The following is a 25,314-nucleotide window of genomic DNA, read 5'->3' as shown; positions in this document are numbered from 1 at the left end:
ATAATGCTCAAATTTATATATTATGAGACGTATTTAATCTTATAACTAAAAAAGTTCATATTCATCCTTGAAGTATTTAATTATATATAGTATAATTTAAAAAAAGCTTTGGAAGAATATCACCCACGTAGGTACATCACTTGCGTGGGGTTTTTTATATTTTTATAGGAGGTATTAAAAATGAAAAATGAAATTGTAAAACCATCAATTTTACCTGGCTTCATGGAGTTACTGCCAGCAGATCAAATTCAATTCAACAAATTAGCAGATACAATAAGGGAAACATATGAGAGCTTTGGGTTTATGCCCATAGACACACCAGTAATAGAGAAATCAGAAATACTCCTAGCAAAGGGAGGCGGAGAAACCGAAAAACAAATTTATAGATTTTTAAAGGGTAGTAATGATTTATCCCTTAGATTTGATTTAACAGTGCCACTCGCGAGATATGTGGCTCAAAATTTTAGTTCTTTAACTTTCCCATTTAGAAGATACCAAATCGGTAAGGTATATAGAGGAGAGAGAAATCAAAAAGGACGTTTCCGTGAATTTTACCAATGCGATATTGATATTGTTGGAAGCAACAGTTTAAGTATTTTGAATGATGCTGAAATACCTAGCATTATTTATTCAATATTCAACAATCTTGGATTTAAGAGTTTCACAATAAAAATAAACAATAGAAAGTTATTAAATGGTTTTTTTGAATCTTTAGAAATCCAAGATAAATCTGAGGTTTTAAAGACTATTGATAAAATAGATAAAATTGGAGTAACAACCGCAACCGAGGAACTCTTAAATAGTGGTTTAAGTAAAGAAGTCGTAGAAAAAATTCTTGAATTCATTAATATCAGTGGAAGCAACGATGATATTTTATTATTATTAAAGAATTTAAACATTTCTAATTCAAACTTTAAAGACGGTGTATGTGAACTTTCAACAGTTACTAAATACATTAAATTATTTGGAGTTCCTGATGATAATTTTAAAATAGATTTAAAAATATCCAGAGGCCTCGATTATTACACAGGCACTGTTTATGAAACATTTTTAAACGAATACCCTTCTATAGGATCTGTATGCTCAGGTGGACGCTATGATGATTTAGCAGGGTATTATACAAAACAAAAACTACCAGGAGTAGGGATATCAATTGGTCTTACTAGATTATTTTATCAATTAAATGAAGTTGGATTCTTTAAAAATAGCACTACCTCTTCAATAACAAAAGCACTAGTAATACCATTAGATAATAATATTGATTATGGAATTTCTCTTGCAAATGCGTTAAGAGATAAGGGCGTAATCACAGAAATATACCTTGAGGATACTAAACTTGTAAAGAAGCTTGGTTATGCAAATAAACTAAACATCCCTTTTGTACTTTTAATCGGTGAAACGGAAGCTCAAAATAAAACTGTTACTATAAAGAATATGCTCACTGGTGAGCAAATAACTTCTGATTTTGATGGTGCTCATAAAATAGTTAATATATAAATCATTAACTCACAAAAAGTAATATATTTTCGCAAAATATATTACTTTTTTTATGAAACGATCGTAGACTTTAAATCATTACCTACAAAGCTGCAATAGCTCCTCCTGAAGTTTTCTCTTTTTTTAGTCACCTTTTCTTCGTAAGACTAATACTATATACTGTAAATAATTTTACGAGGAGGATTATATGTCTAGTAAAGATAATAGTCCAAGCTACAGGGGTTTGATACTTGGCATAAACAAAAAGGTACCCCTTATATCCGGAAAAAATGTTACTGCAATTAATTTTGATAATGCAGCAACTACACCTCCCTTTAAATCTGTCATGGAAGATATTATTGATTTTGCTCCGTGGTATTCCTCCATTCACCGTGGTGAAGGGTATAAGTCTCAACTAACTACTAGATTATATGACGATTCTAGAAATATCGTCAGCAAATTTGTTAATGCTGATTTTAATAATACAGTCATTTATGTTAAAAATTCCACAGAAGCCTTTAACAAGCTTTCCACCCTATTATACGATCCATATGAAAAAAATGTTATTCTAACAACGGATATGGAGCATCACTCAAACGACCTACCTTGGAGAGATAAATTTATTATCGATTATATATCCGTAGATGCGGATGGTCGCTTGTCCTTAGATGATTTAGAATCTAAGTTAAATAAATATAATAATCATATAAAATTAGTTACAATTACAGGTGCTTCAAATGTAACTGGATATAAAAACCCTATTTATGCTATCGCTAAATTAGTTCATAAATTTGGTTCAAAACTACTTGTGGACGGTGCACAATTAATACCCCACGCTCCTTTTATTATGAGTAATAAGAATTCAGAATATAATATAGATTTTTTAATATTCTCTGCTCATAAAATGTATGCCCCTTTTGGCACCGGTGTATTAATCGGTCCTAAAAATTTCTTAGATAAATGTGAGCCCGATTTAGTAGGCGGTGGCACAGTAGATATTGTTACTCATGATTTTATAAAATGGGATGACTCTCCTCAAAGGCATGAGGCTGGTTCCCCCAATGTTATAGGATCTATAGCTCTAGCATCTGCCATTAAAACATTGAATAAAATTGGTATGGACAACGTGGAATGTATTGAAAAAAAATTGACCGCATACGCTATTTTGAAAATGAAAAATATTCCAAACTTAAAAATCTATTGTGATACTTCTAAAGGAGTTGACCGGGTTAGCATAATCCCCTTTAATATTTGCGGAATTCACCACGCCTTAGTTGCAAAAATACTTTCCTATGAATGGGGTATTTCAGTGAGAAGTGGGTGTTTTTGTGCTCAGCCATACCTTGCTAAGCTATTGAATATTTCTAATGAGTTTACACTTAATCTCATAACAAATCCTGATTTATGCCGTCCTGGAATGGTTAGAATCAGTTTTGGACTGTATAACACTTACTCAGAAATTGATACCCTAGCTTATGCTCTAAAGAAAATTTCATTAAACAAAAATTTTTATGTTACCAAATATGAAAATATGAAAAAAACCCTTTTTGATGTATAACTTCTAAACTCATTTACCGGTAATTAAAAATAATATACTTTGGTTTTTATCTGAAATTACAAAAAGACAAGTCTCATTATGCGGAGCTTGTCTCTTCTTAATTTTGTTTTTATTTACCCTATAAAAATAATATTACTATAGGTATAGTTATCCCAGAAATTATTGTAGTTATAAATACGCACTGTGATGCTAGCAACCCATCTCCACCGTATTTTTCAGCCATTATTCCAGTTATTACCGCTGCCGGCATTGCTTGCAGTATAACACATATGTTAAGTAACAATTCATCTACCTTTGAAAATTTTAACACTACGTAAACGATCATTGGAACTATTAAAAGTCTAACTACTGTAGCATAGTATATAGAAAAATCAGAAAAGATATTCTTAAATTGCATTTCCGCAAGCATTGAGCCAATAATTATCATAGATATTGGTGTTGTGGTAACTCCAACTAGTTTTAGCGAAGCTTCAATAGGCACAGGTAATCTTATTGAAAAAGCGAATAAAATTATGCCAATAATTACTGCTATAAGCGCTGGATTTACCACTTCTTTCCTCATTGATTTAAAATCTTTTTCGCCAGTGTATAGCGTTATCCCTACTGTCCACACTAAAATGTTAAATGCAATATTGAAAATTGCTGCATAAAAAATGCCCTTTCCTCCATAAATGCTTTCAAGCACTGGATAACCCATAAACCCCGTATTAGAAAAAATTGTTATGAACCTAAATACTTGCTGTTTGTTTTTAGGAAGCTTAACGAAAAATATCTTACTAATAAATATTAAACTTATGTGTATTAAAAAAGAATATATTAAAATCTTTTGGGCATTATTAACCATCTCTGCTTCATATTTAATATTAAATGATGTAACTATCATAAATGGCAAAGTTATATTCAATAATAATTCCGATAGACCTTTATCAACTGCCTTATTAAGAAACTTCTTTTTCTTAGCATAAAAACCTACCGCCATAACAAAGAACAATGCGATAACTTGATTAATTAATTGGCTATTTTTCATTTTTGTCCTCCTTAGTTCAAAACATATCAGTAATTTACTATTAACCAAATAAAGGGGGACACTTATCAACTATTCATTAAAATTATACTTTTTCGCATTTAAATGTATTCCATTTTTCTTTTTTTAAAATACACCGGCTTGAGGTTACATATCTCGCATATCCTAGTAGCTTCTAAGAATCTTTTCCCAATATCCTCTGCATGATGAGCATCTGATCCTATGGTTACATATTTTCCTCCTATTTGGTTGTATGCTTTATAAATATTAAGCAAATTAATATATGCTTCCTTATTTCCTAATCTTCTAGTATTGATTTCCATTATTTTTCCATTATTTACTATAGCTTTTAAAACGTCATTTATATATTGATTAAATTCATGATAATGTATTTCCTTATCATTGAAAGTGGCATATCTAGATATATAGTCAATATGTCCTAAACTATCAATAAAGTCGTACTGTTTTATGCAATCAATCATACTTGAAAAATATTGCTCAAAAGCTTCTTTTTTAGTTTTACCTTCATAAAATTTCGGATTGAAAACATCTTCTCCTTTGGCTACATGTATAGATCCAATTATATAGTCAAAAGGATATTTACGAGCTATTTCTCTATTTTCCTCTAGGCAGATTAGTTGCATACCTATTTCAATCCCAAGCATAAACTTGCTACTTCTATACTTTTCATAATCATTAAGATATTTATTTATATCAAAAACAAAACCTGTTCCTGTTGGAAATTTCAAATCTAGATGCTCTGTAATAGTCATTCCTATTCCATTTTTCCTCGAATGCTCTAGAGCATCCTGAATCTTCATTTGGGAGTCTGAAGAAAATTCTGTATGTATATGTGAGTCAATCATAAGCCATCCTCCTAGTATTCCTATATATAATGTAAAAGCTATTATTTACTTTTATCTATTTAATTATATCATAGTTTATAAATATATAATTTTCAGTTAAATCATCTCCTGAGATTATGCACTAAAAAAAGGGATTATAAAATGTAATCCCTTCGTCTTCTTATGACTATTTAAATTTTAATAATCTACAATAAAAACTTTACCCTTTAACTCTATGATTCGTTTTTAATGTATCTCCTCCACCAGAGATTGTGGCATCATATGTTCCAGCCATAGTTCCCATGCTAACAACCCAATCAAATGTAGTAACCCCTGTACCATCAGTAGTACGCCATTGAATGACAGAGACTGTTTTATTTGCTAATTTATAAGAAGTCTTTATGTTGTATAATGTATTCGGTGTTCCTTGTATTGTTATAACACCTGTTTCTCCACGCTTAACAACTGATACCTCACTTATAATTTTTAATTGACTTTGAGATATTACAGATTGTTTTTGTGACATATTTAAATCTTCTACCATTGTTGCTACCTCAGTAGTACGATTGCACCCTATCATACACATACCTATTAATAAAACACATGCTATCTTAATTTTCATAACTCCACCTCTTCTTATATATTGATAGTGTAAACACTATCTTTACTTTTTTTATATAAATCCTTGCATTTGCAAGGATTTAAGTTGTTTTTAAAATAAAAAAACAATGACCCCTTCTATTTGATATAATTGTTGTATCTGAACTCAACAAAATACCAAAAGGAAGGTGTCATTGTGAGTACAATTATATCAATGTTAGTTACCTATAATCAAGTATTACTTTCTCAAATTAAACAATTACTTATTTTTATTGCTAAAAATATACCGCTAAAAGTTCCAAAATACGATATGACAAGTCCTAAATATAAAAAACTTACTGTAGACAAATTGCCTACTATCAAAACTTTTGAAAAGCTTAATTATAATCAACTATTAGATGAGTATAAAACCTCTCATGGTAAGGATAAAAAACCTGTCAATTCTCGTGGTAAATATCCAGTATCCCCAGAGACCATCTGCCCTCAATGTGGCGCTCCGCACATCTATATCTACGATAACGCTGGAGGCCGTGGGCAGCTTTGGTGCAAAGTTTGTGATCTGCATTTCAACAAAAATAAGGTTAATTTTAAAACTGAGAGCTTCCTTTGCCCATTTTGTGGACACTCTTTAAGTAAGAAGAAGGACCGTAAAAACTTTTATATCCATAAATGTGTTAATAAAAAATGTAATTATTACCTGAATTCTCTTTCAAGGCTTTCTCTTGAAGATATTAAAGAATACAAGAAAGATAAGCACAGATTTAAACTGCATTACATTTATCGTGAGTTTACAACGAATTATTTTGATGTAGATTTATCTTCTATGCCAAAAGGTGCTACTAGCCTAAATTTCAGAAATTTTTCGTCTCATGTAATGGGCCTATGTCTAACATATAACATTAATTTAGGATTATCTACACGCCGTACGGCGCTTGCTCTTTGGGAAATACATGGAGTTAAAATATCTCATGTCATGGTTAGCAGATACGCCGTCACAGCTGCCGCTTTAGTTAAACCCTTTGTCGATAATTATGACTATAAGCCTACTGATTACCTCGCTGCTGATGAAACTTATACTAAAGTCAAAGGAGTCCATCAATATGTTTGGCTTGTTATGGACGCTATCAAGAAATCAATTTTAGGATACCAAGCGTCTTTTAGCCGTGATACTGGCCCTTGCATTTTGACTATGCGTATGGCTTTCGATAAGTTCAAAGAGTTTCCCGGCAAGTCACTTAAATTCGTTGCTGATGGCTATACTGCATATAAGCTTGCTGAGCAACAGTTTAAACTTAACGGCATGGACTTCGATGTAATCCAAGTAATTGGTCTTACTAACTCTGATCCTATTTCAACCGAATATCGTTGGCTTAAACAAATAATAGAGCGTCTCAACAGAACATTTAAATTTTCCTATAGGGTTACAAATGGCTTTGGTAGTGAAGAAGGTTCCAACACGCACTTGGCGTTGTTTGTAGCATATTACAACTTTCTCCGCCCACATAGCTACGCTTATTGGGGACCATTGAACTCAATCCCTGAACTTGAAAAGATTTCTACTATGCCAGCAAAATGGCAAAAGTTAATCGAACTTTCACAGCAACTTATAATAGAAAAACAGGTTGTATAAGTGAATTTACCTTTTAATATAGTTTGAATTTTCTTACCCGGCAGGGTTCCGTAAAAAAGGAACAATCTGATTAGGTATATTTTTGCTGACTTTTTTTATTTACCAAAAAAATTACAAGGTTTTGATGAAGACAAAACTAATATTTCATTCCTTTAAGGTATATTTTCACTTTTCAAGGTGCAATTTAAATTCCAAAATTTTTAATCTTGTTTTTTCATAGATTAGTTAACACTATCTATATATTAAGATGCCCATATTCTTAATTATATATTTCAGTAAAATATTTTATAATTTGTAAATATATGTTATAATTTCATTTGCAGGAACAATAAAATTATAATGGGAGGATCATGTAAATGATTGAAATTTTAGATCAATTTAGCTCTACGTCTGGCCAATCTATTAAACTTATTGCTATCACATTATTTATTTTTGGAATTTTACAATGTTTCCTAGGGTATAAGATATTAAAATTTTGGATTGCTGTTTTTGGATTTTTAATATTTGGTATGCTAGGGGGATTAGTCAGCGTATTTATTATAGGAAGCTTAGGAGCGGGGATATTTTTCGGATTGCTATTCGCTATAGGAGGAGCTTTTATATCATTAAAGATATATAATGTAGGAGTTTTTACTCTTTGTGGTCTTATGGGATTTTTATTAGCTTATATGCTGACACAAAGTATTGCATTATCAATATTTACATCATTAGTGGTAGGTATTTTAAGTATATTTTTTGTAAAAACTGTAATTATTCTCTCCACCAGTGTTTCAGGTGGCTTCGCGGCTGGCATGAGTTTACTTATAATACTTAAAGCAGATAGTGATTTAGCTAATATACTTCTTAGTGTAGCCATTTCTATAGTTGGAGTATTGGTACAATTAACTTTACACAAAAACGCGACTAATTCAAATTCATGCTTCTCAAAAATTAACTCATCGCAGCCTAAAAGTCTTCCACTAGGAAATACTTTCTCTTCGAATATAAAAAACATAATAGAAATGGATAATTCCCTTGTGGCAAAAGAAGCAACTGGGGTAACTTTTGATGAAGTTTGTCAAAATCTTCTTGAAGTGCTTTATTCCTTTAAAGTCTTAAAAACTATTATGCCATTTATAGATTTCATTTTATATTTTGTAAGTTTTATATCCATTGCAATATCCATTTTCACTGACTTTATATGGATTAACAGTAGCGTAACAATATTATTGCTTGTAGGTGCCTTGTGCTTTATAAATAAAAAGTACATTGCTCTTTCTCTATCATTTGTAGTTATTACTATCTCGAAATTAATCATGTTAGCTAGCTCTTTGCCAAAAATACAGCATTCCAAATATAGTACTCCTTATGAATTAATAGACACGGCAATTATAGGATATATTGCATTTGAATCAATAAAGCACCTTTTAAAATCAGACGAGGGGATTTTATTAAAGAATAAACTACAAAATTTATTTCAAAAGCGAAATCACACTAACCATAATACTAACACATCACCTCAATCTGCAAACGGAATTAAAATCATGATAAGATGCCCAAATTGCACCGCACTTAATAGTGAGACTTCTGAAATCTGTAATAGTTGTGAATCAGTATTAATAGTTAACGATACTGCTGTGAACGACGCTGAAACCCAAGATATAAATGTGTAAAATCACAGAAACTAAAATATAAAAGTAATCAATAGTAATGTATAATGGAGTTAATATTTCTACTGCCATATTTTAATAAAGGGCACCTGCCAATAAGCAGATGCCCTTCTCTACACACAAATATTATGTTTCTATTCCCCTAGTATAACGGGAATTTGCTACATAATTGTACTACTTTTTCTCTAATTGGTTCTAAGTTTCCTTCTCTATTTTCTAGAGTTTCATTTATAAGTTCAGCTATTTTTTTCATTTCTTCTTCTTTAAATCCTCTTGTAGTTACAGCAGGCGTACCAATTCTTATGCCGCTTGTAACAAATGGACTTAAAGTTTCATTTGGTACAGTATTTTTATTTACAGTAATACCTACAATATCTAATAACTTTTCAGCTGCTTTTCCAGTAATATCTTTGTTTGTTAATTCAATAAGTAAAAGATGGTTATCTGTACCTCCAGATACTAATTTAAATCCATATTTTAAAAGTTCTTCTCCCAATACCTTTGCATTTTTAACTACTTGGTCAATGTAAACTTTGAATTCTGGTTTAAGAGCTTCTCCAAAGCAAACAGCTTTAGCTGCAATAGTATGCATTAATGGTCCACCTTGCATTCCTGGGAAAATAGACTTGTCTACTTGTTTTGCATATTTTTCTTTACATAAAATTGCTCCACCTCTAGGTCCTCTTAGTGTTTTATGTGTTGTAGTAGTAACAAAATCAGCATATGGCACTGGAGACTCATGTGCTCCTGTTGCAACAAGTCCTGCTATATGAGCCATATCAACAAACATATATGCGTTTACTTCATCGCAAATTTCTCTAAATGCTGCAAAATCTATAGCTCTTGGGTAAGCAGACGCCCCAATAACTATCATTTTAGGGTTATGCTCTTTAGCTAAAGCTCTCACTTTTTCATAATCTATAGTTTCTGTTTCTAAATTAACACCGTAAGGAACGAAGTTATATAAAATCCCTGAAAAATTTACTAAACTACCATGAGTTAAGTGTCCACCATGACTCAAATTCATCCCTAATACTGTATCTCCTGGCTTAAGCACTGAAAAATATACAGCCATGTTAGCTTGAGAACCTGAATGAGGTTGCACGTTAGCATGTTCTGCTCCAAAAAGTTCCTTCATTCTATCACGAGCTAAATTTTCTATTTTATCAACTACTTCACAACCACCATAATATCTTTTAGCAGGATATCCCTCTGCATATTTATTAGTTAATATAGAACCATTTGCTTCAAGTACAGCTCTGCTAACAACATTTTCAGAAGCTATTAGTTCAATATGATCCTCTTGCCTCGCATTTTCCTCTTTAATAATATCGTAAACCTTCAAATCATTGTTTTTTAAATATTCCGTCATGTCATATCCTTCCTCTCATCTTTTAGATTAAACAATTCACTAAACCGGTTTCATTAATAATTTAAAATAAATAAGAATAATACTCTAAAATTATATAAATATGTATTATACTTATATTATAAAAGTTAATGGCATATTTATCAACAAGAATATGAAAATCTTCTAATTTTTTTAATAACTATAATTATTATAGGATTTTCACACTTCTAATTCCATGGTCATATTATACACGTTTATGTATACGTATCAATTTCCCTACTACAACTGCTAATAAATAATAATAATTTTTCAACTAATAATTATTTAATAGATTTATGGTATATAATAGTGTAGAAATTTTATTATATGCAATACAAAATTAAATATTTAAGCCTTATAATAGTCTACAAAAACTAATTTTATATTGAAAGGAGATAACATGCATATTGATGATATCATTCATGTAGCTACTGAAGCTGGTAAAATCATATTAGAAAATGGTGGAGAAACCTACAGGGTCGAGCAAACAATCACTATGATATGTAAATCCTATGGCATACCAATCACTGAAAGTTTTGTTACCCCTACTGGTATTATGGTTTCCATAACCAATAGTGAAAATAAAACTATATCATTAATTAGAAGAATAAATGTTAGAACAGTTAACCTTGGTAAGGTTGCCATGATTAACAATCTATCTAGAGAATTAGTTTCTAATCCATTGTCTATGAGTGATATAAGAAAAAAAATTGATTATATAAATAATTTACCACCTTATTCTCCGAAGACCACCACATTTTTTTCTGCTATCTGCGCAGGATTTTTTACTTTACTTTTTGGTGGAAATTATAAGGACTTTTTTGTAGCCCTTATAATTGGGGCACTTATAAATTGTTTAAGTTTATTTTTAGAAAAATTAGATGTAAATAGCTTTCTAAAATACATGCTTGGTGGTTCTTTGGCTGCATTCATAGCCCTCTTAGCCAAGTCTTTATGTCTAGTAGGTAATATGGATACTATAATAATAGGATCTATAATGATACTAGCACCTGGCATTGCCATAACAAATGCAATAAGGGATACTATTGCTGGTGATTTAGTTTCTGGTATCTCTAGGACAATAGAAGCTTTATTTATAGCCATTGCTATAGCTGCAGGCACAAGTATAGTTTTCAAAACATGGTTCTTATTATTTGGAGGTACTCTTATATGATTGTTAATTCTTTTTATGCTTTTTTAAGTTCTCTTAGTTTTGGAATACTATTTAATATTAGAGGTAAAAACTTAGTAATCGCCGCCCTTGGTGGAGGCATAAGCTGGTTCACCTATCTTCTTGCCTCAAGACTACAAGCTTCCATAGTTTTCTCATTATTCTTTGCCTCCATGGTTGGAAGTATTTACTCAGAATTAATGGCAAGAATATATAAAAATCCTGTGACTATATTTGTAATCTGCGCAATTATACCACTTGTACCCGGTGGTGGAATGTATTATTCTACTCTTGAGGCCGTAAAGGGTAATTTTAATGCTGCTCTATCCAAAGGTGCTGAAACTTTATTTAGCGCAATTTCAATTGCAATTGGAATTGTATTCGTATCCTCCATAAGTTCAATTTTCAAAAAAATAAAGAAGTAAAATTTAGTATCAAATTTTACTTCTTTATTTTTTACTTTAAAAACATAAGGAAAGTTGAAACTAACTCTTCGATTTTTTTTTCCTCTATTGCATCCTCTTCATGTATAAGACAGTTTTTTGTATATCTCTCTAAAACAAGACCACCAACTTTATTCATAGCAGCTCTAGCTGCAGCAACTTGCACCAATATGTTTTTGCAGCAAGCTTCGCTGGAAACCATCTTTTCAATACCTTTAACCTGACCTTCAATTTTTCTTAGTCTCACTTGGATATCTTTTACTAATTCATCATTCATTGTTTTTTCTTTTTCATTTATCATTTTACCACTCCCCTATACAATATAGTGGACAATTGACAGTTAGTCACAAACAAATAAAAAATAAGCCAGTATCCTATTTCTCCGTGGCTTTTTTGATACCAAGTTCTTTAAGCTGTTTATCATCAACCATATTTGGAGCTTCACTCATTGGACAGTAAGCATTTTGATTCTTAGGAAATGCTATTACATCTTTAATGTTTTCAGTTTCCGCTAAGAACATTATCATTCTATCTAGTCCAAAAGCAAGGCCGCCGTGTGGTGGTGGACCGTATTTGAATGATTCTAGTAAGAATCCAAATCTTTCCCATGCTTTTTCCTGCGTAAATCCCAAAACTTTAAGCATAGTTTCTTGCAATTTAGAATTATGTATTCTAATACTTCCTCCACCTAATTCTTCTCCGTTTAAGACTATATCGTAAGCTTTAGCACGAACTCTGCCTGGCTCACTTTCTAGATACTGTAGATCTTCATCCATTGGCATCGTGAAGGGATGGTGCGCAGCAACATATCTATTTTCTTCTTCGCTATAATCAAATAATGGGAACTCTGTAACCCATACAAAGTTAAACTCTTTATTATCTTTTAAAATTTCAAGATCTTTAGCTACCTGTAATCTTAATGCCCCTAAAGACTGCAATGCAACGCTGTCTTTGTCTGCAACAATAAGTACTAAATCTCCAGTTTTGGCGTCTACCTTATTTAGAACAGATTGCATTTCTTCATCACTTAAAAATTTAGATATAGGCGATTTAATTCCATCTTCTTTATATGCAATCCAAGCAAGTCCTTTTGCTCTATAAGTCTTAACAAATTCACCTAATTTGTCTAACTTCTTTCTTCCCATATCTGCAGCATTACTAACCTTTATAGCTCGTACGCTGCCGCCATTATCTATGGCACCTTTAAATACTACGAATTCACATTCTTTAACCTCTTGGGTAATATCTTTTATTTCCATTCCAAATCTTAAATCCGGTTTATCTGATCCATATTTATCCATAGCTTCTTTATATGTAATTCTTTTTATAGGAAGTTTAACATCCTCGTTTACAACTTCTTTAAATACTTTTTTAATTAAAGCTTCATTAACAGCTATAACATCTTCTTCTTCAACAAATGACATTTCTATATCTATTTGTGTAAACTCTGGTTGTCTATTTGATCTTAAATCTTCATCTCTAAAACATCTTGCTATTTGGAAGTACTTATCATATCCAGACACCATTAATAATTGCTTAAACAATTGTGGTGATTGTGGGAGTGCATAGAACATTCCTTTATAATTTCTGCTTGGGACTAAATAGTCGCGAGCGCCCTCTGGAGTACTTTTTGTGAGCATAGGTGTTTCTATTTCTAAAAAACCATTCTCATCTAAAAAATCACGAACAACCTTAGTTGTTTTATGGCGTATCATAAATATTTTTTGCATATCTGGTCTTCTTAAATCAAGATATCTATATTTTAGACGTATATTTTCTGAGGCATCTAAACCTTCTTTTATATATATAGGCGGAGTTTCTGATTCAGATAATATCTTTATGTTTTCACCTTTAACCTCTACAAGTCCTGTAGGCATATTTTCATTTGGAGACTGTCTTCTAATAAGTTCTCCAGTTACAGCAATACAGTATTCTGGTTTCACTAAATCTGCCTTTTGAAAAGCTTCTTTATTTATTTCTTCTCCAAATACTAATTGTAATAAACCTGTTCTATCTCTTAAGTCTATAAAAACAAGTCCTCCTAGATTTCTTTTTCGTTGAACCCAACCCATTACTGTTACCTTATTTGATATATGTGATTCCCGAAGGTCACCACACATATTGGTTCTCTTTAAACCATCTAATGCTTCTGCCATTTTGCTTCCTTCCTCTCTAAATACTATTTTTATTACTTATTACTTATTTATTAACCCTTAATTATCAATTATATAAAGTATTGAGCAATTCAATTTTTTTATCAACCATCTCATCTACTCTTTTTACGTACTCTCTAACATCTTTGATATTGGCAAACCTTTCATGTCTGTTTTCCTCTAAAAAAACAACTTTACAAACTGCATCTGCACCAAGTGCAATAACTGTCTGTTTCTCCTCAATCATTTGAATATTGTATATTCCTTCTTTTCCAGGCGTTGTATATCCAATATTTTCCATATTGCCCACCATATTTTTCTGCCTATACATATAATACGGTTTCATATGAAGTTTTTTAGATAATTCAACAGTGTGCTCATACATTTGGTTTAATTCTTCTTGAGCTGGAACTTGAAACCTATAATTATTAAGCATATTTTCATGGAGTTTTGAAGCTCTTTTTATGGACATTCCATGAATTGTAATACTATCAGGTTTCATTTGGGATATTTTATCGCAAGTTCTTATTATATGTGAAATCTTCTCTCCCGGTAGCCCTACTATTAAATCCATATTTATATTATCAAAGCCTAGTTCCCTTGCCATAGCAAATTTTTCGTTAACACTATTTACAGAATGAGTTCTCCCAATCAATTCCAAAGTATCGTCGTTCATAGTTTGAGGATTTATGCTTATCCTATGTACTCCATACTTTTTCATTGTAGTTAACTTTTCAAAGGTAATACTATCTGGTCTTCCGCATTCTACTGTAAATTCACTCACATTATCATTTTGAATAAAAGCTTCATAAATACACTTCATTATAAATTCAAATTGCTCATCATTTACGGAAGTTGGAGTACCACCTCCAAAATATACACATTCAATGTTAAGCTTCTTACCTTTAACGTAATCACTTATCTCTTTAATTTCATGCGACAATGCCTCAAGGTAAGGTTCTACTATGTTTTTGCAACTGCTTATAGGATTAGATGCAAATGAACAGTATAAACAACGTGTAGGGCAAAAAGGCATACCAATATAAACACTTATATTGTCTTTCTCTTTGTTTACAATATTTTTTTCAAACTTTGCAACATCAATACAAAGTCGCGCCTTATCTTCCCTTGTAATATGTTTTTCTTTAAATTCAGCTATGATATCCTTCTCAGAAATATCCTTTTGGAGTAGCTCAAGAGCTCTTTTAGAAGGTCTAATTCCTATTAAAGTTCCCCACGGTAGCTCACGAGTTGTATCCTTTGAAAAATATAAGAAAACAGCTTTTTTAACCTCTTCTTTAAGTTTGTATAATTTATTAATTGTGTACTCAAAACTTTCAAAACCCTTTTGTATAACTACCATATCTTCTTTTACTTCAATATTAAAATCATAATTTTCTTCAACAAATTTAATATCTGGAAATAAAAAAAATAAATTTATGATTTGATATACATCATAATTAAATTCTGCGTTATTTAATTTTACCTTAATCATCCTAACTCCTTAATGAAACATAGCTTATAAAATTCCTTGTGCTATTATCCCTTATATTAATTCTGTAAAAATGGATTGTTTAATTTTTCATTATTTATCGTGCTACATGGTCCGTGACCAGGATACACTATAGTGTTCTCTGGCAGACATAAAAGCTTTGATTTAATACTAGTAATTATAGTATTAAAATCTCCTCCTGCAAAATCTGTTCTTCCGATTGAACCTGCAAAAAGAGTATCTCCGGTGAAAGCACAGTTTTTTATTAAAAAGCTCATACCACCAGGTGTATGTCCAGGTGTATCTATACATGTAATTTCCAAATTAGAAATTCTTATTATATCCCCATTATTTAGTAACTTATCTGCTCCACCTTCAATAAGCGGCCCAAACAAATTTACGCCTTTAGTTATTAAATCATCGTCTTTTTTACTCATACACACTACTGCATTTGTGATGGTTTTAAGCTGCGCGACTCCTGATGTATGATCTAGATGTCCATGTGTCAATAGTATATACTTAACTTTTGCACCTATAGTATCTATGGCCTTAACAATATCATCCACATCTCCACCTGGGTCTAACACTATCGCTTCATTGGTGTTTTTATCCATTACAATATAACAATTTGATCCATATATTCCTGTAACAACTTTTCTAATTTCCATTTTAATCCTCCTAGAAGTCTTTTTTACTCTCTAAAAGTAAGGTTACTGGTCCATCATTCTGTATATAAACCTGCATATCTTCTCCAAAATCTCCAGTTTTAACTTTACCTAACACTTCACTACACTGCTTAACAAATTCTAAATATAATATTTCAGCTTGCTCTCCACCAAGAGCTCTCATAAAATTTGGTCTTCTACCTTTTCTGCAATCTCCATATAACGTAAATTGAGAAACTACAAGAAGTTCCCCCCCTACGTCTATTAATGACTTACTCATTTTCCCATCTTCTTCAAAAATCCTCAGGTTTAATATCTTATCCTTTAGGAATTTTATATCATCCTCCGTGTCGCCTTCGCAGATTCCAAGTAAAACATTTAATCCAAAACCTATTTCACTAACTAATTTACCACTAACTTCAACTTTTGATGATTTAACTCTTTGCACTACTGCTCTCATAAATATTCCTCTCCTAAATTAAGCAAAACAATTCTCTTAATTTTTTATTCTATAAACTTCCATTACACCCGTTAACTTAGTGATTTTCTTTTGTAGTTCTTTCAAATTCTCAATATCAGCAACTCGTAGCTTTATATTTATTAAAGCCACATTATTTTTTAAAGTTTTTGCATTGATTGAGTATAATTGTGTTTTTGTAAGCGTTATTATCTCCATAATATGAGACAATAGTCCATACGTATCATCAGCTTTAATTTGAATCTCGGTAATATAGCCTTTTCCCTCGGGCGCTCCCCAGCTTACCTCAACCACTTTATTTATTTCACTATTTATTAAAGCTTCAACATTTTTGCAATCGCGTCTATGAACAGAAACTCCTCGTCCCTTAGTGATGTACCCTACTATTTCATCACCTGGAACTGGATTACAGCACTTAGCAAACCTCACAAGTAAATTGCCCTCACCCTTAACTATTAGACCTTGGTAATCCATTATTTTTTTATCATCTTTACATTCACTCTTGGTTATCTTTTGCTCAATGTCCTCAATGGTCATATTCTCTTGCATGTTTTTATTTTCAAAACTCTCTCTCAACCTATTAATTACAGTTGGAGGCATAATATCTCCCACTCCAACATAAGCAAATAAATCGTCTACAGTTCTAAAATTATATTTCTTATATATTTTTTCTATTGCTTCGCCCTTAGCAATTTCTCCAAAATTATATCCTTGTCTCTTAGATTCCCTTTCTAATAATTCTTTACCTTTTTCAATACTCTCATCTCTTTTAGCCTTTTTAAACCAAGCTTTTATTTTACTCTTAGCTTGATTGCTCTTTGTAATATTCAGCCAATCAATACTAGGTCCCTTAGGCGTAGATGAAGTTACAATTTCAACTATTTCTCCAGTTTTCAAGTGGTATTCTAAAGGTACCATTCTTCCATTTACTTTCGCACCCATGCACTTATGCCCTATATCTGTATGAATTCTATAAGCAAAATCAATTGGCGTTGCGTCAAGTGGTAAATTAATAACCTCACCCTTTGGCGAAAATACAAAAACTTCATCTGAAAACAAATCAGTTTTAAACCCTTCCATAAACTCTTCTGCGTCAAAAGTTTCCCCTTGCCACTCAAGAATATCCTTAAGCCATGAAAATTTAGGGTCAGAATTTTGCTCTCCACTGCCCTCTATCCCCTCTTTATACTTCCAATGAGCTGCAATGCCATATTCTGCTGTTTTATGCATCTCGTATGTTCTAATTTGTATTTCAAAAGGTTTCCCGTGCGGTCCTATCACCGTTGAATGTAATGATTGATACATGTTGGGTTTTGGCATTGCAATATAGTCTTTAAACCTTCCAGGAATTGGTTTATACACAGTATGCACTATACCTAGAGCTGCATAACAATTTCCAATATCATTTACTAAAATTCTAACTGCCGTTAAATCAAAAACTTGATCTAAAGTCTTATTTTTAGTAACCATCTTTCTATAAATGCTGTAAAAATGTTTTGGTCTTCCATCCATTTCAGCTTCTATTCCAACAATATTTAAGTTGAACTTTAATTCCATCACTATGTTATCTATATTTTCTTCTCTCTCAGCTCTTTTTTCTGCAATTTTTCTTACTAAATTATAATATTCGTTCGGATTTAAATACCTGAGTGATAAGTCCTCGAGTTCCCATTTAATCTTAGACATTCCAAGTCTGTGAGCGAGAGGTGCATAAATATCCAAAGTTTCTTTTGCCTTTTGTTTTTGCTTTGCAACTGGCATATATTTAAGCGTTCGCATATTATGAAGTCTATCTGCAAGCTTAATAAGGATAACCCTAATATCCTTTGCCATGGCTAAGAGCATTTTGCGAACATTATCAGCTTGTTCCTCTTCCTTAGTCTTATATTTTATTAGTCCAAGCTTAGTTACACCCTCCACTAAATTTGCTACTTCTATGTTAAACTCCCTGCTTACATCATCAAAAGAATATACGGTGTCTTCAATTACATCATGAAGCAAACCTGCAACAATTGTGCTAGTATCAAGTCCCATCTCTGCTAAAATGCAGGCTACTTCTAATGGGTGCACAATATAAGGCTCACCCGACTCTCTCTTTTGCTCTTTATGTGCAGCGTAAGAAAAATTAAAGGCTTTAATAATAAGATCTTTGTCTACAGCATTACAATTAGTTTCAATCTTATGTAACAATTTTTCTAACATGCTTATACACTCCTAAAATCAAAGGCTGGTTAAATAACCAGCCAATACTTTTTACTAATATTATATAATATCTTGTAGGATTTTGCAATTTTAATTTAGTAATTCACTACACTAAATTTAAATAAGAACTAAATATCATATTTTACAAGAGACTTTATATCATAACCCTGCAATTTGTCTTTTCCATTAAGCTCTGTTAATTCAATTACAAAGTTTAAGGAAACAACTTCTCCACCCATTTGCTCTATAAGTTTTGTTACTGCTACAACTGTCCCACCCGTCGCAAGTAAATCGTCGACTATCGCTACTTTTTGTCCAGGCTTTATTGCATCTTTATGAATTTCAAGTTTATCCGTGCCATATTCAAGGGCATACTCAATTTCTATTGAGTCATAAGGTAACTTACCAGGTTTTCTAACTGGTACAAATCCTGCGCCAAGAGCATAAGCCACTGGTACACCGAATAAAAACCCTCTTGCTTCTGGTCCCACTATAACATCTATTTGCTTATCTTTTAAATATGCTACCATACCATCTATAGTGTACTTAAGTGCATTACCATCTTGTAGTAACGTAGTTATGTCTTTAAAACTGATACCTTTTTTCGGAAAATTTTCTATTATTCTTATACTATTTTTTAAATCCACAGTTATTCCCCCTAAAGTAAAATCAAGGTATATACTTCCACTTATATAAGTGGTAGACTTTCCTTCTAAATTGTCGTTAAAATACGAGACTATTTTTTAGTTCATTATCTAAGTACTTTGATATCTGTAGTGCTCTATTTTTATCTGTGGTAATAAATAACTCAACAACAATTTTAGCATTATCCATTCTTCCAACAGGATTAATTGTAGGCATTACCTTTAATGCCAATTTCAATACTGTATCTTCATTAATAATCTTAATATTATGAGTTTTTAGAAGTGCACAAATTCCATAATTATTGGTGCACTTTAATTGCTTTATACCTTCCTCTGCGATTATTTTATTTTCACTTTCAAGCTTTGTTTTACTATAACTAGTACCTATCATTACCAAATCCATATATTTATTTATGGACTTCATCTTGTAGTAAGACGAAATTGCTTGCGCTAGTTTAAATGTAAGCCCTGAAGCACATAATCCCTTGAATGGATAATTGCAACCCCTCTGTTGTGGATCCACAACAATAGTGTCAGGAACGTTTTTAATAGGTTCGTGAAAATCTGTGACTATAACATCAATTCCTATGTATTTACATGATTCTATTTCACTGATAGAATTGATTCCACAGCCTAATGTTATTATAAGTCCTGGTCCTAAATATTTTATATGATTATTAATATCTTTTTCATTTAAATCACGGTTTTCACTTAGTTCACTTGGTATAAAATACTCAACATCAGCATTTACAAACTTCAGTACTAGCATCAATAAAGAAATTGCCGTAATACTATCCACATCATAAAAACCATAAAGGACAATTTTTTCTCTCTCATTTATAGCTTTGACAACTCTATATAATGCAGCTTCCATTCCTTTTAATAAAAATGGATTATACATATTGTAATCTATATAGCTATTTTTATTCATTTGCATGTTTTTAAGATAATCCAGCATAAAAGCTCCCCAAAGTTAATAAAAAACACATTGGTATAATTTAAATTAGTTTTTTTAATAAATACAAAAGTATTATATTCCAATGATTCCCTACTCAATAATTGATTTTAAATTTTCTAATTTCCTTTTATAAAAATAAAAAGCAAAGAAGTAATTAATACATCATACTTCTCTGCTTTAATTTTTAACCATTTGAAACAATCCTTAGCTTAGTTATCTGTTACATATTAGTAATCTTAAGCAGCTTAGACTGTTGCTTTCTTACTTCTTTTTTTAAGCAACACCCAAACAGGACTTGCTATAAAAATTGAAGAATAACATCCAACTAATATACCGATTATTAATGGTAAACTAAGCTCTCTTATAGATGGTACAAATATATATACCGCAATTATAGTAAATAAAGTTGTAGCAACTGTATTTATTGATCTTGCCATGGTTTGTGTAATACTGGCATTAGTAATATCTTCTATAGACGCTTTCCTCATATTCTTTTGATTTTCTCTTATTCTATCAAATACAACAATAGTATCATTAATAGAGTAACCCACTATAGTCAGAATAGCCGCTATAAACGTTGCGTTTACCGGTATTTGGACTACTGCATACACTCCAACCATAATTAGAATATCATGTAGTAATGCAACTATGGCTGCAACTCCGAATTTAAATTCAAATCTTAATCCTATATACACTAGCATACAAATTATAGCAATAATTAAGCCACTCACAGCTTTTGTCTGTAATTCACTACCAACAGACGCGCCTATCGTATCTTGTGCAGTTAATTCACTAGCTTTAAACTCTTTCTTAATTTCTTTTAGCATGGTTGCTGTTTCATCAGCAGAAAGAGCATCACTTTTTATGGTTATTTCCAAATCCTTACCATCATCTAATGTTTTTGATAAGTATTCACCCTTTGCGTGCTTATCAATTATTTTATCTACATCGGCTTTTTTAAATTCCTGCTTCATATTTATAGTAAGTGCTGTACCACCTTTAAAATCTATACCTAAGTTTAGCCCCTTTGTTACCATGAACCCCATTCCTATTACAATTATGAATAGAGACATAGCAAACCATAGTTTTGTTTTTTCAACTATTTTTAGCATATGCTTACCCCCTTTTCACGCCAAAATGAGATGTCTTACTTAGTAGTCCCATTTCGACAGCTAATTTTAATAAGAATTTAGTGCTAGTAAGTGCTGTAAATACACTTATACCTATACCAATCATCAATGTAAGTGCAAACCCTTTAACTGTGCCTGTTCCAACTGTATATAGAACTAAGGCGGCAATTATAGTTGTGATGTTTGAATCTAATATTGATGACAATGCTCTATGAAAACCAGCATCTACAGAGGCTTTTATTGATTTTCCGGTTTTAAGTTCCTCTCTTATTCTTTCAAATATTAACACATTAGCATCTACTGCCATACCAACTGTAAGTAAGAATCCCGCTATCCCTGCAAGTGTCAAAGTGGCATTAATGGCTGAGAATGCTCCAAGAACTAAAACCACATATAAAATTAAAGATATACCTGAAATCATACCTGGTACTCTATAATATAAAAGCATAAATATTAATATAACTAATATTCCTATAGCTCCAGCCTTCATACTTAATGGCAATGCATTTTTACCTAAAGTAGCTCCAACTGTTTTAACGGAAACAGCTTTTAAAGTTACAGGCAATGCTCCTGATTTAATAATTTGAGATTTTGTTGTAGCTTCTTCTAATGTCTTGGTTCCTGAGATCATAGCCTTACCGTCTGTTATAACTGAGTCTACTGTAGGATCTGTTAGCACCTCATCATCCATATAAATAGTAATTGACTGTCCTAAAAACTTCTTTGTAGCTACTGCAAATTTATTCTTCCCTGATTCCTTAAGTTCAAGCCCTATAGTAGGTTTATTATCTTGACCTATGTATGCAGTAGCATCTTTTACATCTTTACCAGTAAGAATTGTCACTTTATCAGGACCAACAAATTTAAGCTCTCCTGATTTTGCAACAGTATCAAGAATTTCTTTAGAATCGAATTTTCCTGGTATATCAATTCTAATTCTATTATCACCTTCTTTGGCAACTAGTGTCTCACTAACTCCCATTTTGTTGACTCTCATAGATATAAGTTCAATTGTTGTGTCCAATGTTTTTGAATCAACCTTCCCACCTTGAACTTCTTCTAAGACAGAAATTCCACCCTGTAGATCTAACCCTTTATTTATTGTTTCAGTAAATGGTTTAAACCTATAATTTCCTATTTCAAGTCCATAGAAACCTGCAAATGCCAATACCCCCACAACTAAAACACTAGTCAGAAAAAGCATCATACTTTTTTTCTTTTTCATCTTTATCACCCCTTCGCTGCATATTCATAAGTGAATTATATTATAATTAACTAATTTAGTCAATATTTGTCAAAATAATTCTACTTATTCATAGTTTTTGATTTTAAAGCTATAGCACATTCTATCCTTTTCTTTTGCATCTTGCATCCAAGTTCATAAGGAATATGCATATCTCCGTTAAAGTTAAAGTTATTTGCTTGGCATCCCCCACTACAATAAAATTTGGCCCAGCACTGCATACATGTAGGTTTGTTGTAAATATGTGCTTCTTTAAACTCTTGCACAATTTTTTTATTAGTAATTCCATTATATATATCGCCCAGTATATAATCTTTATTACCAACAAATTGATGGCAAGGATATATTTCTCCTTTAGGGGTAACTGCTATATATTCATGACCCGCTCCGCATCCAGAAATTCTCTTATAGACGCATGGTCCACCTTTTAAATCTATATTAAAATGGTAAAATTTAAATTCATTTCCATCCTTATGTCTCTGAAGCATATCCGTATATAATTTATCATATTGCTCAAAAATGACTGGTAAATCTTCTTCTCTAATTGAAAGTTCATGTTCCTTTGGTAACACTACTGGTTCTATAGATATTTCTTTAAACCCTAAATCTGCCATATGTTTTACATCTTCAAAAAAGTCAGTATTTCCTCTGGTAAAGGTTCCCCTCGCATAATAAGCTTTTGACTTATCTCTCATATCAACCATTTTTTTGATGTTAGGAAGTACCCTATCATAGGAACCGCTTCCATCAACTCTTACTCTAACCTTATCATTAACAGATTTTCTACCATCTATGCTAAGTACTATATTGCCCATATTTTCATCCATATATTTCATGATTTCATCATTAAGTAATGTAGCATTAGTTGTCATTGTAAATCTTATACTTTTTTTATATTTTTTTTCTTGCACTTTAGCATATTCCACTACTTCTTTTATCATATCAAAAGCCATGAGTGGTTCTCCACCAAATAAATCTATCTCAATGTTTTTTCTCGTTCCAGATTTTTCCAAAACAAAATCTATTGCTTTCTTTCCAACTTCCGCTGACATTACTTCTCTAGCGCCATGATACTCACCCTCATCAGCAAAACAGTATTTACATCTTAAATTACAATCGTGTATTACATTAAGACATAAAGCTTTTATGTACGACTCCGCTTGTCCACTTTCTTTTGCAATTGATTCATATAAATCTTTTGTGTATAGCATTTCTTCCTGTATTAAACTTTGAATTTCACTATACGCTTCCTCAATATCTTCTACATTATATTTATCTTTTAAACTTTCTATTAACTCTTCTTTTTCCCCAAGGGAAACCTCATCTAAAAGATCATAAACTATTTCATCGACTACATGTAGCGCTCCAGAATTTACATCTATTACGTAGTATTCTCCATTTTGGATATATTTATGAATTAATGACAATTTTATTCCTCCTAACAAATTTAAAGCAGTAACCTTAAGTTACTGCCACATTAATATTATTCGTTTTCACAAGCTAAGTTTGCTACTGTGCAAGAAGTTTTACATGCTGATTGGCATGAATTAGCACATTCTTTGCATCCTGGTTTTTTCAAACTTTCTTTAATGCTTGATTTGTTTATAGTTCTTATATGTTTCATTATTATTCCTCCATATCGTAAAGTTTCTGCATAATTATATCATAATATCTTAGCTAAATAAAGTATTCTTATAGATTTATTCCAAGCATTCCTGAAAAAGCACCTGTGCCTAGAGCTAAAGCTGTTCTTACTACTTCCCTCATACCTATAGCAGTGCTTCCACCACCAACTACTTTAACTAGGTATAAAACTAACATGTAAGTAGCTGCCACCATGATACCCATTAGCCAACCTTTTTCTCCAGCTTTTTTTGCAGCAAATACAGATCCATAAAGCACACTGACTAATGTTATTACAATGTAAAAAACGGATGTTACCTTCATGCTAGCTGGTAAAAAGGTTGTTATTATAGAATAAATCACTAATATAATTAAGGTTAAAATTGCAGCCCTAAATACTCCTTCTGCAGCATAAGAATATTTTTTTTTGTTTTCCATGTATATCCCCCCTTACTATAGATTTCAATATTGTTTTCATTGAAATCTATAGTATTAATTATGATTAAAAAGGGGGGTTTATTACTAATTTTCTACTTTTTCTCTACTACTTCATCACTGTTTAAATTTATAACTGTGCCTATTCCACTTTTTGATAATTTAATTCTAGCTCTGTCTGGACCACTTTCCAATATAATGTAGTCATCTTGAATGTTGATTATTTTTCCCATTATACCGCCCTTAGTCATTACTTCATCATTTAATTTTAAATTATTTAAAAGTGTAGCATATTTTTTCTTTCTTTTGTTTTCTGGTATAAATACTACTAGATAAAATACCGCAAGCATTAACACTATAGATATTAAAGAACCGAATTGTCCCATTTATGTTCCCCTCCTTTCAATAAATTTTTTTTAAACTTATAATAAAATAATTTCCCATAAACTTAATCCCTAAAGAACCACAACATCCCTTAGTACATTTATAGGTTAATCATATTATA

24 protein-coding genes are annotated in these 25,314 nt (G+C 31.6%); 6 read left to right on the top strand and 18 right to left on the bottom strand.

Features of this window, described 5'->3' with window-relative positions:
• Positions 1-180: 180 nt before the first annotated feature.
• Complete coding sequence (gene hisS, locus KTC94_RS02020) at positions 181-1,497, top strand: histidine--tRNA ligase (RefSeq protein ID WP_220320208.1); 1,317 nt, start codon at positions 181-183, stop codon at positions 1,495-1,497.
• A 187-nt stretch (positions 1,498-1,684) separates the two neighbouring features.
• Positions 1,685-3,034, top strand: a complete 1,350-nt coding sequence (locus KTC94_RS02015; protein ID WP_165412754.1) for an aminotransferase class V-fold PLP-dependent enzyme — start codon at positions 1,685-1,687, stop codon at positions 3,032-3,034.
• Positions 3,035-3,152: 118 nt separating this feature from the next.
• Here the strand turns inward: KTC94_RS02015 and KTC94_RS02010 are convergent, their stop codons facing one another.
• The 3 genes from KTC94_RS02010 to KTC94_RS02000 form a co-directional block, all read right to left on the bottom strand.
• The gene (locus tag KTC94_RS02010) at positions 3,153-4,061 is read right to left on the bottom strand and encodes an AEC family transporter (protein WP_216302801.1); all 909 of its coding nucleotides are present in this window, start codon (positions 4,059-4,061) and stop codon (positions 3,153-3,155) included.
• A 98-nt stretch (positions 4,062-4,159) separates the two neighbouring features.
• Complete coding sequence (locus KTC94_RS02005) at positions 4,160-4,924, bottom strand: histidinol phosphate phosphatase (protein ID WP_220286575.1); 765 nt, start codon at positions 4,922-4,924, stop codon at positions 4,160-4,162.
• A 199-nt stretch (positions 4,925-5,123) separates the two neighbouring features.
• Positions 5,124-5,525 carry a hypothetical protein gene (locus KTC94_RS02000; protein WP_216302799.1) on the bottom strand — a complete coding sequence of 134 codons (402 nt, stop codon included), beginning with the start codon at positions 5,523-5,525 and terminating at the stop codon, positions 5,124-5,126.
• A 174-nt stretch (positions 5,526-5,699) separates the two neighbouring features.
• On the opposite strand from KTC94_RS02000, the gene KTC94_RS01995 reads away from it, so the two are divergent.
• The gene (locus tag KTC94_RS01995) at positions 5,700-7,133 is read left to right on the top strand and encodes a DDE-type integrase/transposase/recombinase (RefSeq protein WP_258280699.1); all 1,434 of its coding nucleotides are present in this window, start codon (positions 5,700-5,702) and stop codon (positions 7,131-7,133) included.
• A 356-nt stretch (positions 7,134-7,489) separates the two neighbouring features.
• The gene (locus KTC94_RS01990) at positions 7,490-8,785 is read left to right on the top strand and encodes a TMEM198/TM7SF3 family protein (protein ID WP_216302798.1); all 1,296 of its coding nucleotides are present in this window, start codon (positions 7,490-7,492) and stop codon (positions 8,783-8,785) included.
• Positions 8,786-8,924: 139 nt separating this feature from the next.
• On the opposite strand, the gene glyA is transcribed toward KTC94_RS01990, so the two are convergent.
• Entirely contained in the window at positions 8,925-10,154 is a 1,230-nt protein-coding gene (glyA, locus tag KTC94_RS01985; protein ID WP_216302797.1) for a serine hydroxymethyltransferase, read from the bottom strand.
• A gap of 418 nt (positions 10,155-10,572) precedes the next feature.
• On the opposite strand from glyA, the gene KTC94_RS01980 reads away from it, so the two are divergent.
• Both KTC94_RS01980 and KTC94_RS01975 read left to right on the top strand, forming a co-directional pair.
• The gene (locus KTC94_RS01980) at positions 10,573-11,346 is read left to right on the top strand and encodes a threonine/serine exporter family protein (protein WP_216302796.1); all 774 of its coding nucleotides are present in this window, start codon (positions 10,573-10,575) and stop codon (positions 11,344-11,346) included.
• Positions 11,343-11,768: a threonine/serine exporter family protein gene (locus KTC94_RS01975; RefSeq protein WP_220319541.1), complete on the top strand. Its 426-nt coding sequence runs from the start codon at positions 11,343-11,345 to the stop codon at positions 11,766-11,768. The genes KTC94_RS01980 and KTC94_RS01975 overlap by 4 nt, the downstream gene beginning before the upstream one ends.
• A gap of 31 nt (positions 11,769-11,799) precedes the next feature.
• Here KTC94_RS01975 and KTC94_RS01970 read toward each other — a convergent pair whose 3' ends face one another.
• From KTC94_RS01970 to yajC, 14 genes are all read right to left on the bottom strand, one after another.
• Positions 11,800-12,087 carry a metal-sensitive transcriptional regulator gene (locus KTC94_RS01970; protein WP_220319540.1) on the bottom strand — a complete coding sequence of 96 codons (288 nt, stop codon included), beginning with the start codon at positions 12,085-12,087 and terminating at the stop codon, positions 11,800-11,802.
• A gap of 73 nt (positions 12,088-12,160) precedes the next feature.
• Entirely contained in the window at positions 12,161-13,942 is a 1,782-nt protein-coding gene (aspS, locus tag KTC94_RS01965; RefSeq protein WP_220319539.1) for an aspartate--tRNA ligase, read from the bottom strand.
• A gap of 64 nt (positions 13,943-14,006) precedes the next feature.
• Positions 14,007-15,434: a coproporphyrinogen III oxidase gene (locus KTC94_RS01960; protein ID WP_220319538.1), complete on the bottom strand. Its 1,428-nt coding sequence runs from the start codon at positions 15,432-15,434 to the stop codon at positions 14,007-14,009.
• Positions 15,435-15,490: 56 nt separating this feature from the next.
• Entirely contained in the window at positions 15,491-16,099 is a 609-nt protein-coding gene (locus KTC94_RS01955; protein ID WP_220286578.1) for an MBL fold metallo-hydrolase, read from the bottom strand.
• Between the two features lie 10 nt (positions 16,100-16,109).
• Positions 16,110-16,556: a D-aminoacyl-tRNA deacylase gene (gene dtd, locus KTC94_RS01950; RefSeq protein ID WP_165412766.1), complete on the bottom strand. Its 447-nt coding sequence runs from the start codon at positions 16,554-16,556 to the stop codon at positions 16,110-16,112.
• A 36-nt stretch (positions 16,557-16,592) separates the two neighbouring features.
• Complete coding sequence (locus KTC94_RS01945; RefSeq protein WP_220319537.1) at positions 16,593-18,776, bottom strand: bifunctional (p)ppGpp synthetase/guanosine-3',5'-bis(diphosphate) 3'-pyrophosphohydrolase; 2,184 nt, start codon at positions 18,774-18,776, stop codon at positions 16,593-16,595.
• A 128-nt stretch (positions 18,777-18,904) separates the two neighbouring features.
• Positions 18,905-19,423 carry an adenine phosphoribosyltransferase gene (locus KTC94_RS01940; RefSeq protein WP_165412768.1) on the bottom strand — a complete coding sequence of 173 codons (519 nt, stop codon included), beginning with the start codon at positions 19,421-19,423 and terminating at the stop codon, positions 18,905-18,907.
• 76 nt (positions 19,424-19,499) lie between these two features.
• Entirely contained in the window at positions 19,500-20,378 is an 879-nt protein-coding gene (locus KTC94_RS01935; RefSeq protein ID WP_216302789.1) for a DHH family phosphoesterase, read from the bottom strand.
• Between the two features lie 245 nt (positions 20,379-20,623).
• Positions 20,624-21,490: a protein translocase subunit SecF gene (gene secF / locus KTC94_RS01930; protein WP_216302788.1), complete on the bottom strand. Its 867-nt coding sequence runs from the start codon at positions 21,488-21,490 to the stop codon at positions 20,624-20,626.
• A gap of 4 nt (positions 21,491-21,494) precedes the next feature.
• Positions 21,495-22,733 carry a protein translocase subunit SecD gene (gene secD, locus KTC94_RS01925; RefSeq protein ID WP_216302787.1) on the bottom strand — a complete coding sequence of 413 codons (1,239 nt, stop codon included), beginning with the start codon at positions 22,731-22,733 and terminating at the stop codon, positions 21,495-21,497.
• A gap of 80 nt (positions 22,734-22,813) precedes the next feature.
• Positions 22,814-24,178: a thioether cross-link-forming SCIFF peptide maturase gene (scfB, locus tag KTC94_RS01920; protein WP_216302786.1), complete on the bottom strand. Its 1,365-nt coding sequence runs from the start codon at positions 24,176-24,178 to the stop codon at positions 22,814-22,816.
• Positions 24,179-24,234: 56 nt separating this feature from the next.
• Positions 24,235-24,375: a six-cysteine ranthipeptide SCIFF gene (gene scfA, locus KTC94_RS01915; RefSeq protein WP_165412773.1), complete on the bottom strand. Its 141-nt coding sequence runs from the start codon at positions 24,373-24,375 to the stop codon at positions 24,235-24,237.
• A 68-nt stretch (positions 24,376-24,443) separates the two neighbouring features.
• Positions 24,444-24,812, bottom strand: coding sequence for a TIGR04086 family membrane protein (locus KTC94_RS01910; RefSeq protein ID WP_165412774.1), 369 nt, complete (start codon positions 24,810-24,812; stop codon positions 24,444-24,446).
• A gap of 92 nt (positions 24,813-24,904) precedes the next feature.
• Positions 24,905-25,195, bottom strand: a complete 291-nt coding sequence (yajC, locus tag KTC94_RS01905; RefSeq protein ID WP_165412775.1) for a preprotein translocase subunit YajC — start codon at positions 25,193-25,195, stop codon at positions 24,905-24,907.
• Between the last annotated feature and the right edge of the window lie 119 nt (positions 25,196-25,314).

This window comes from Clostridium sp. CM028, from assembly GCF_030585565.1.
GTDB classification, from domain to species: Bacteria; Bacillota; Clostridia; order Clostridiales; family Clostridiaceae; genus Clostridium_AD; species Clostridium_AD estertheticum_B.
The sequence above is the reverse complement of the archived record's forward strand: the minus strand, read 5'-3'. Positions and strand labels throughout refer to the sequence as shown.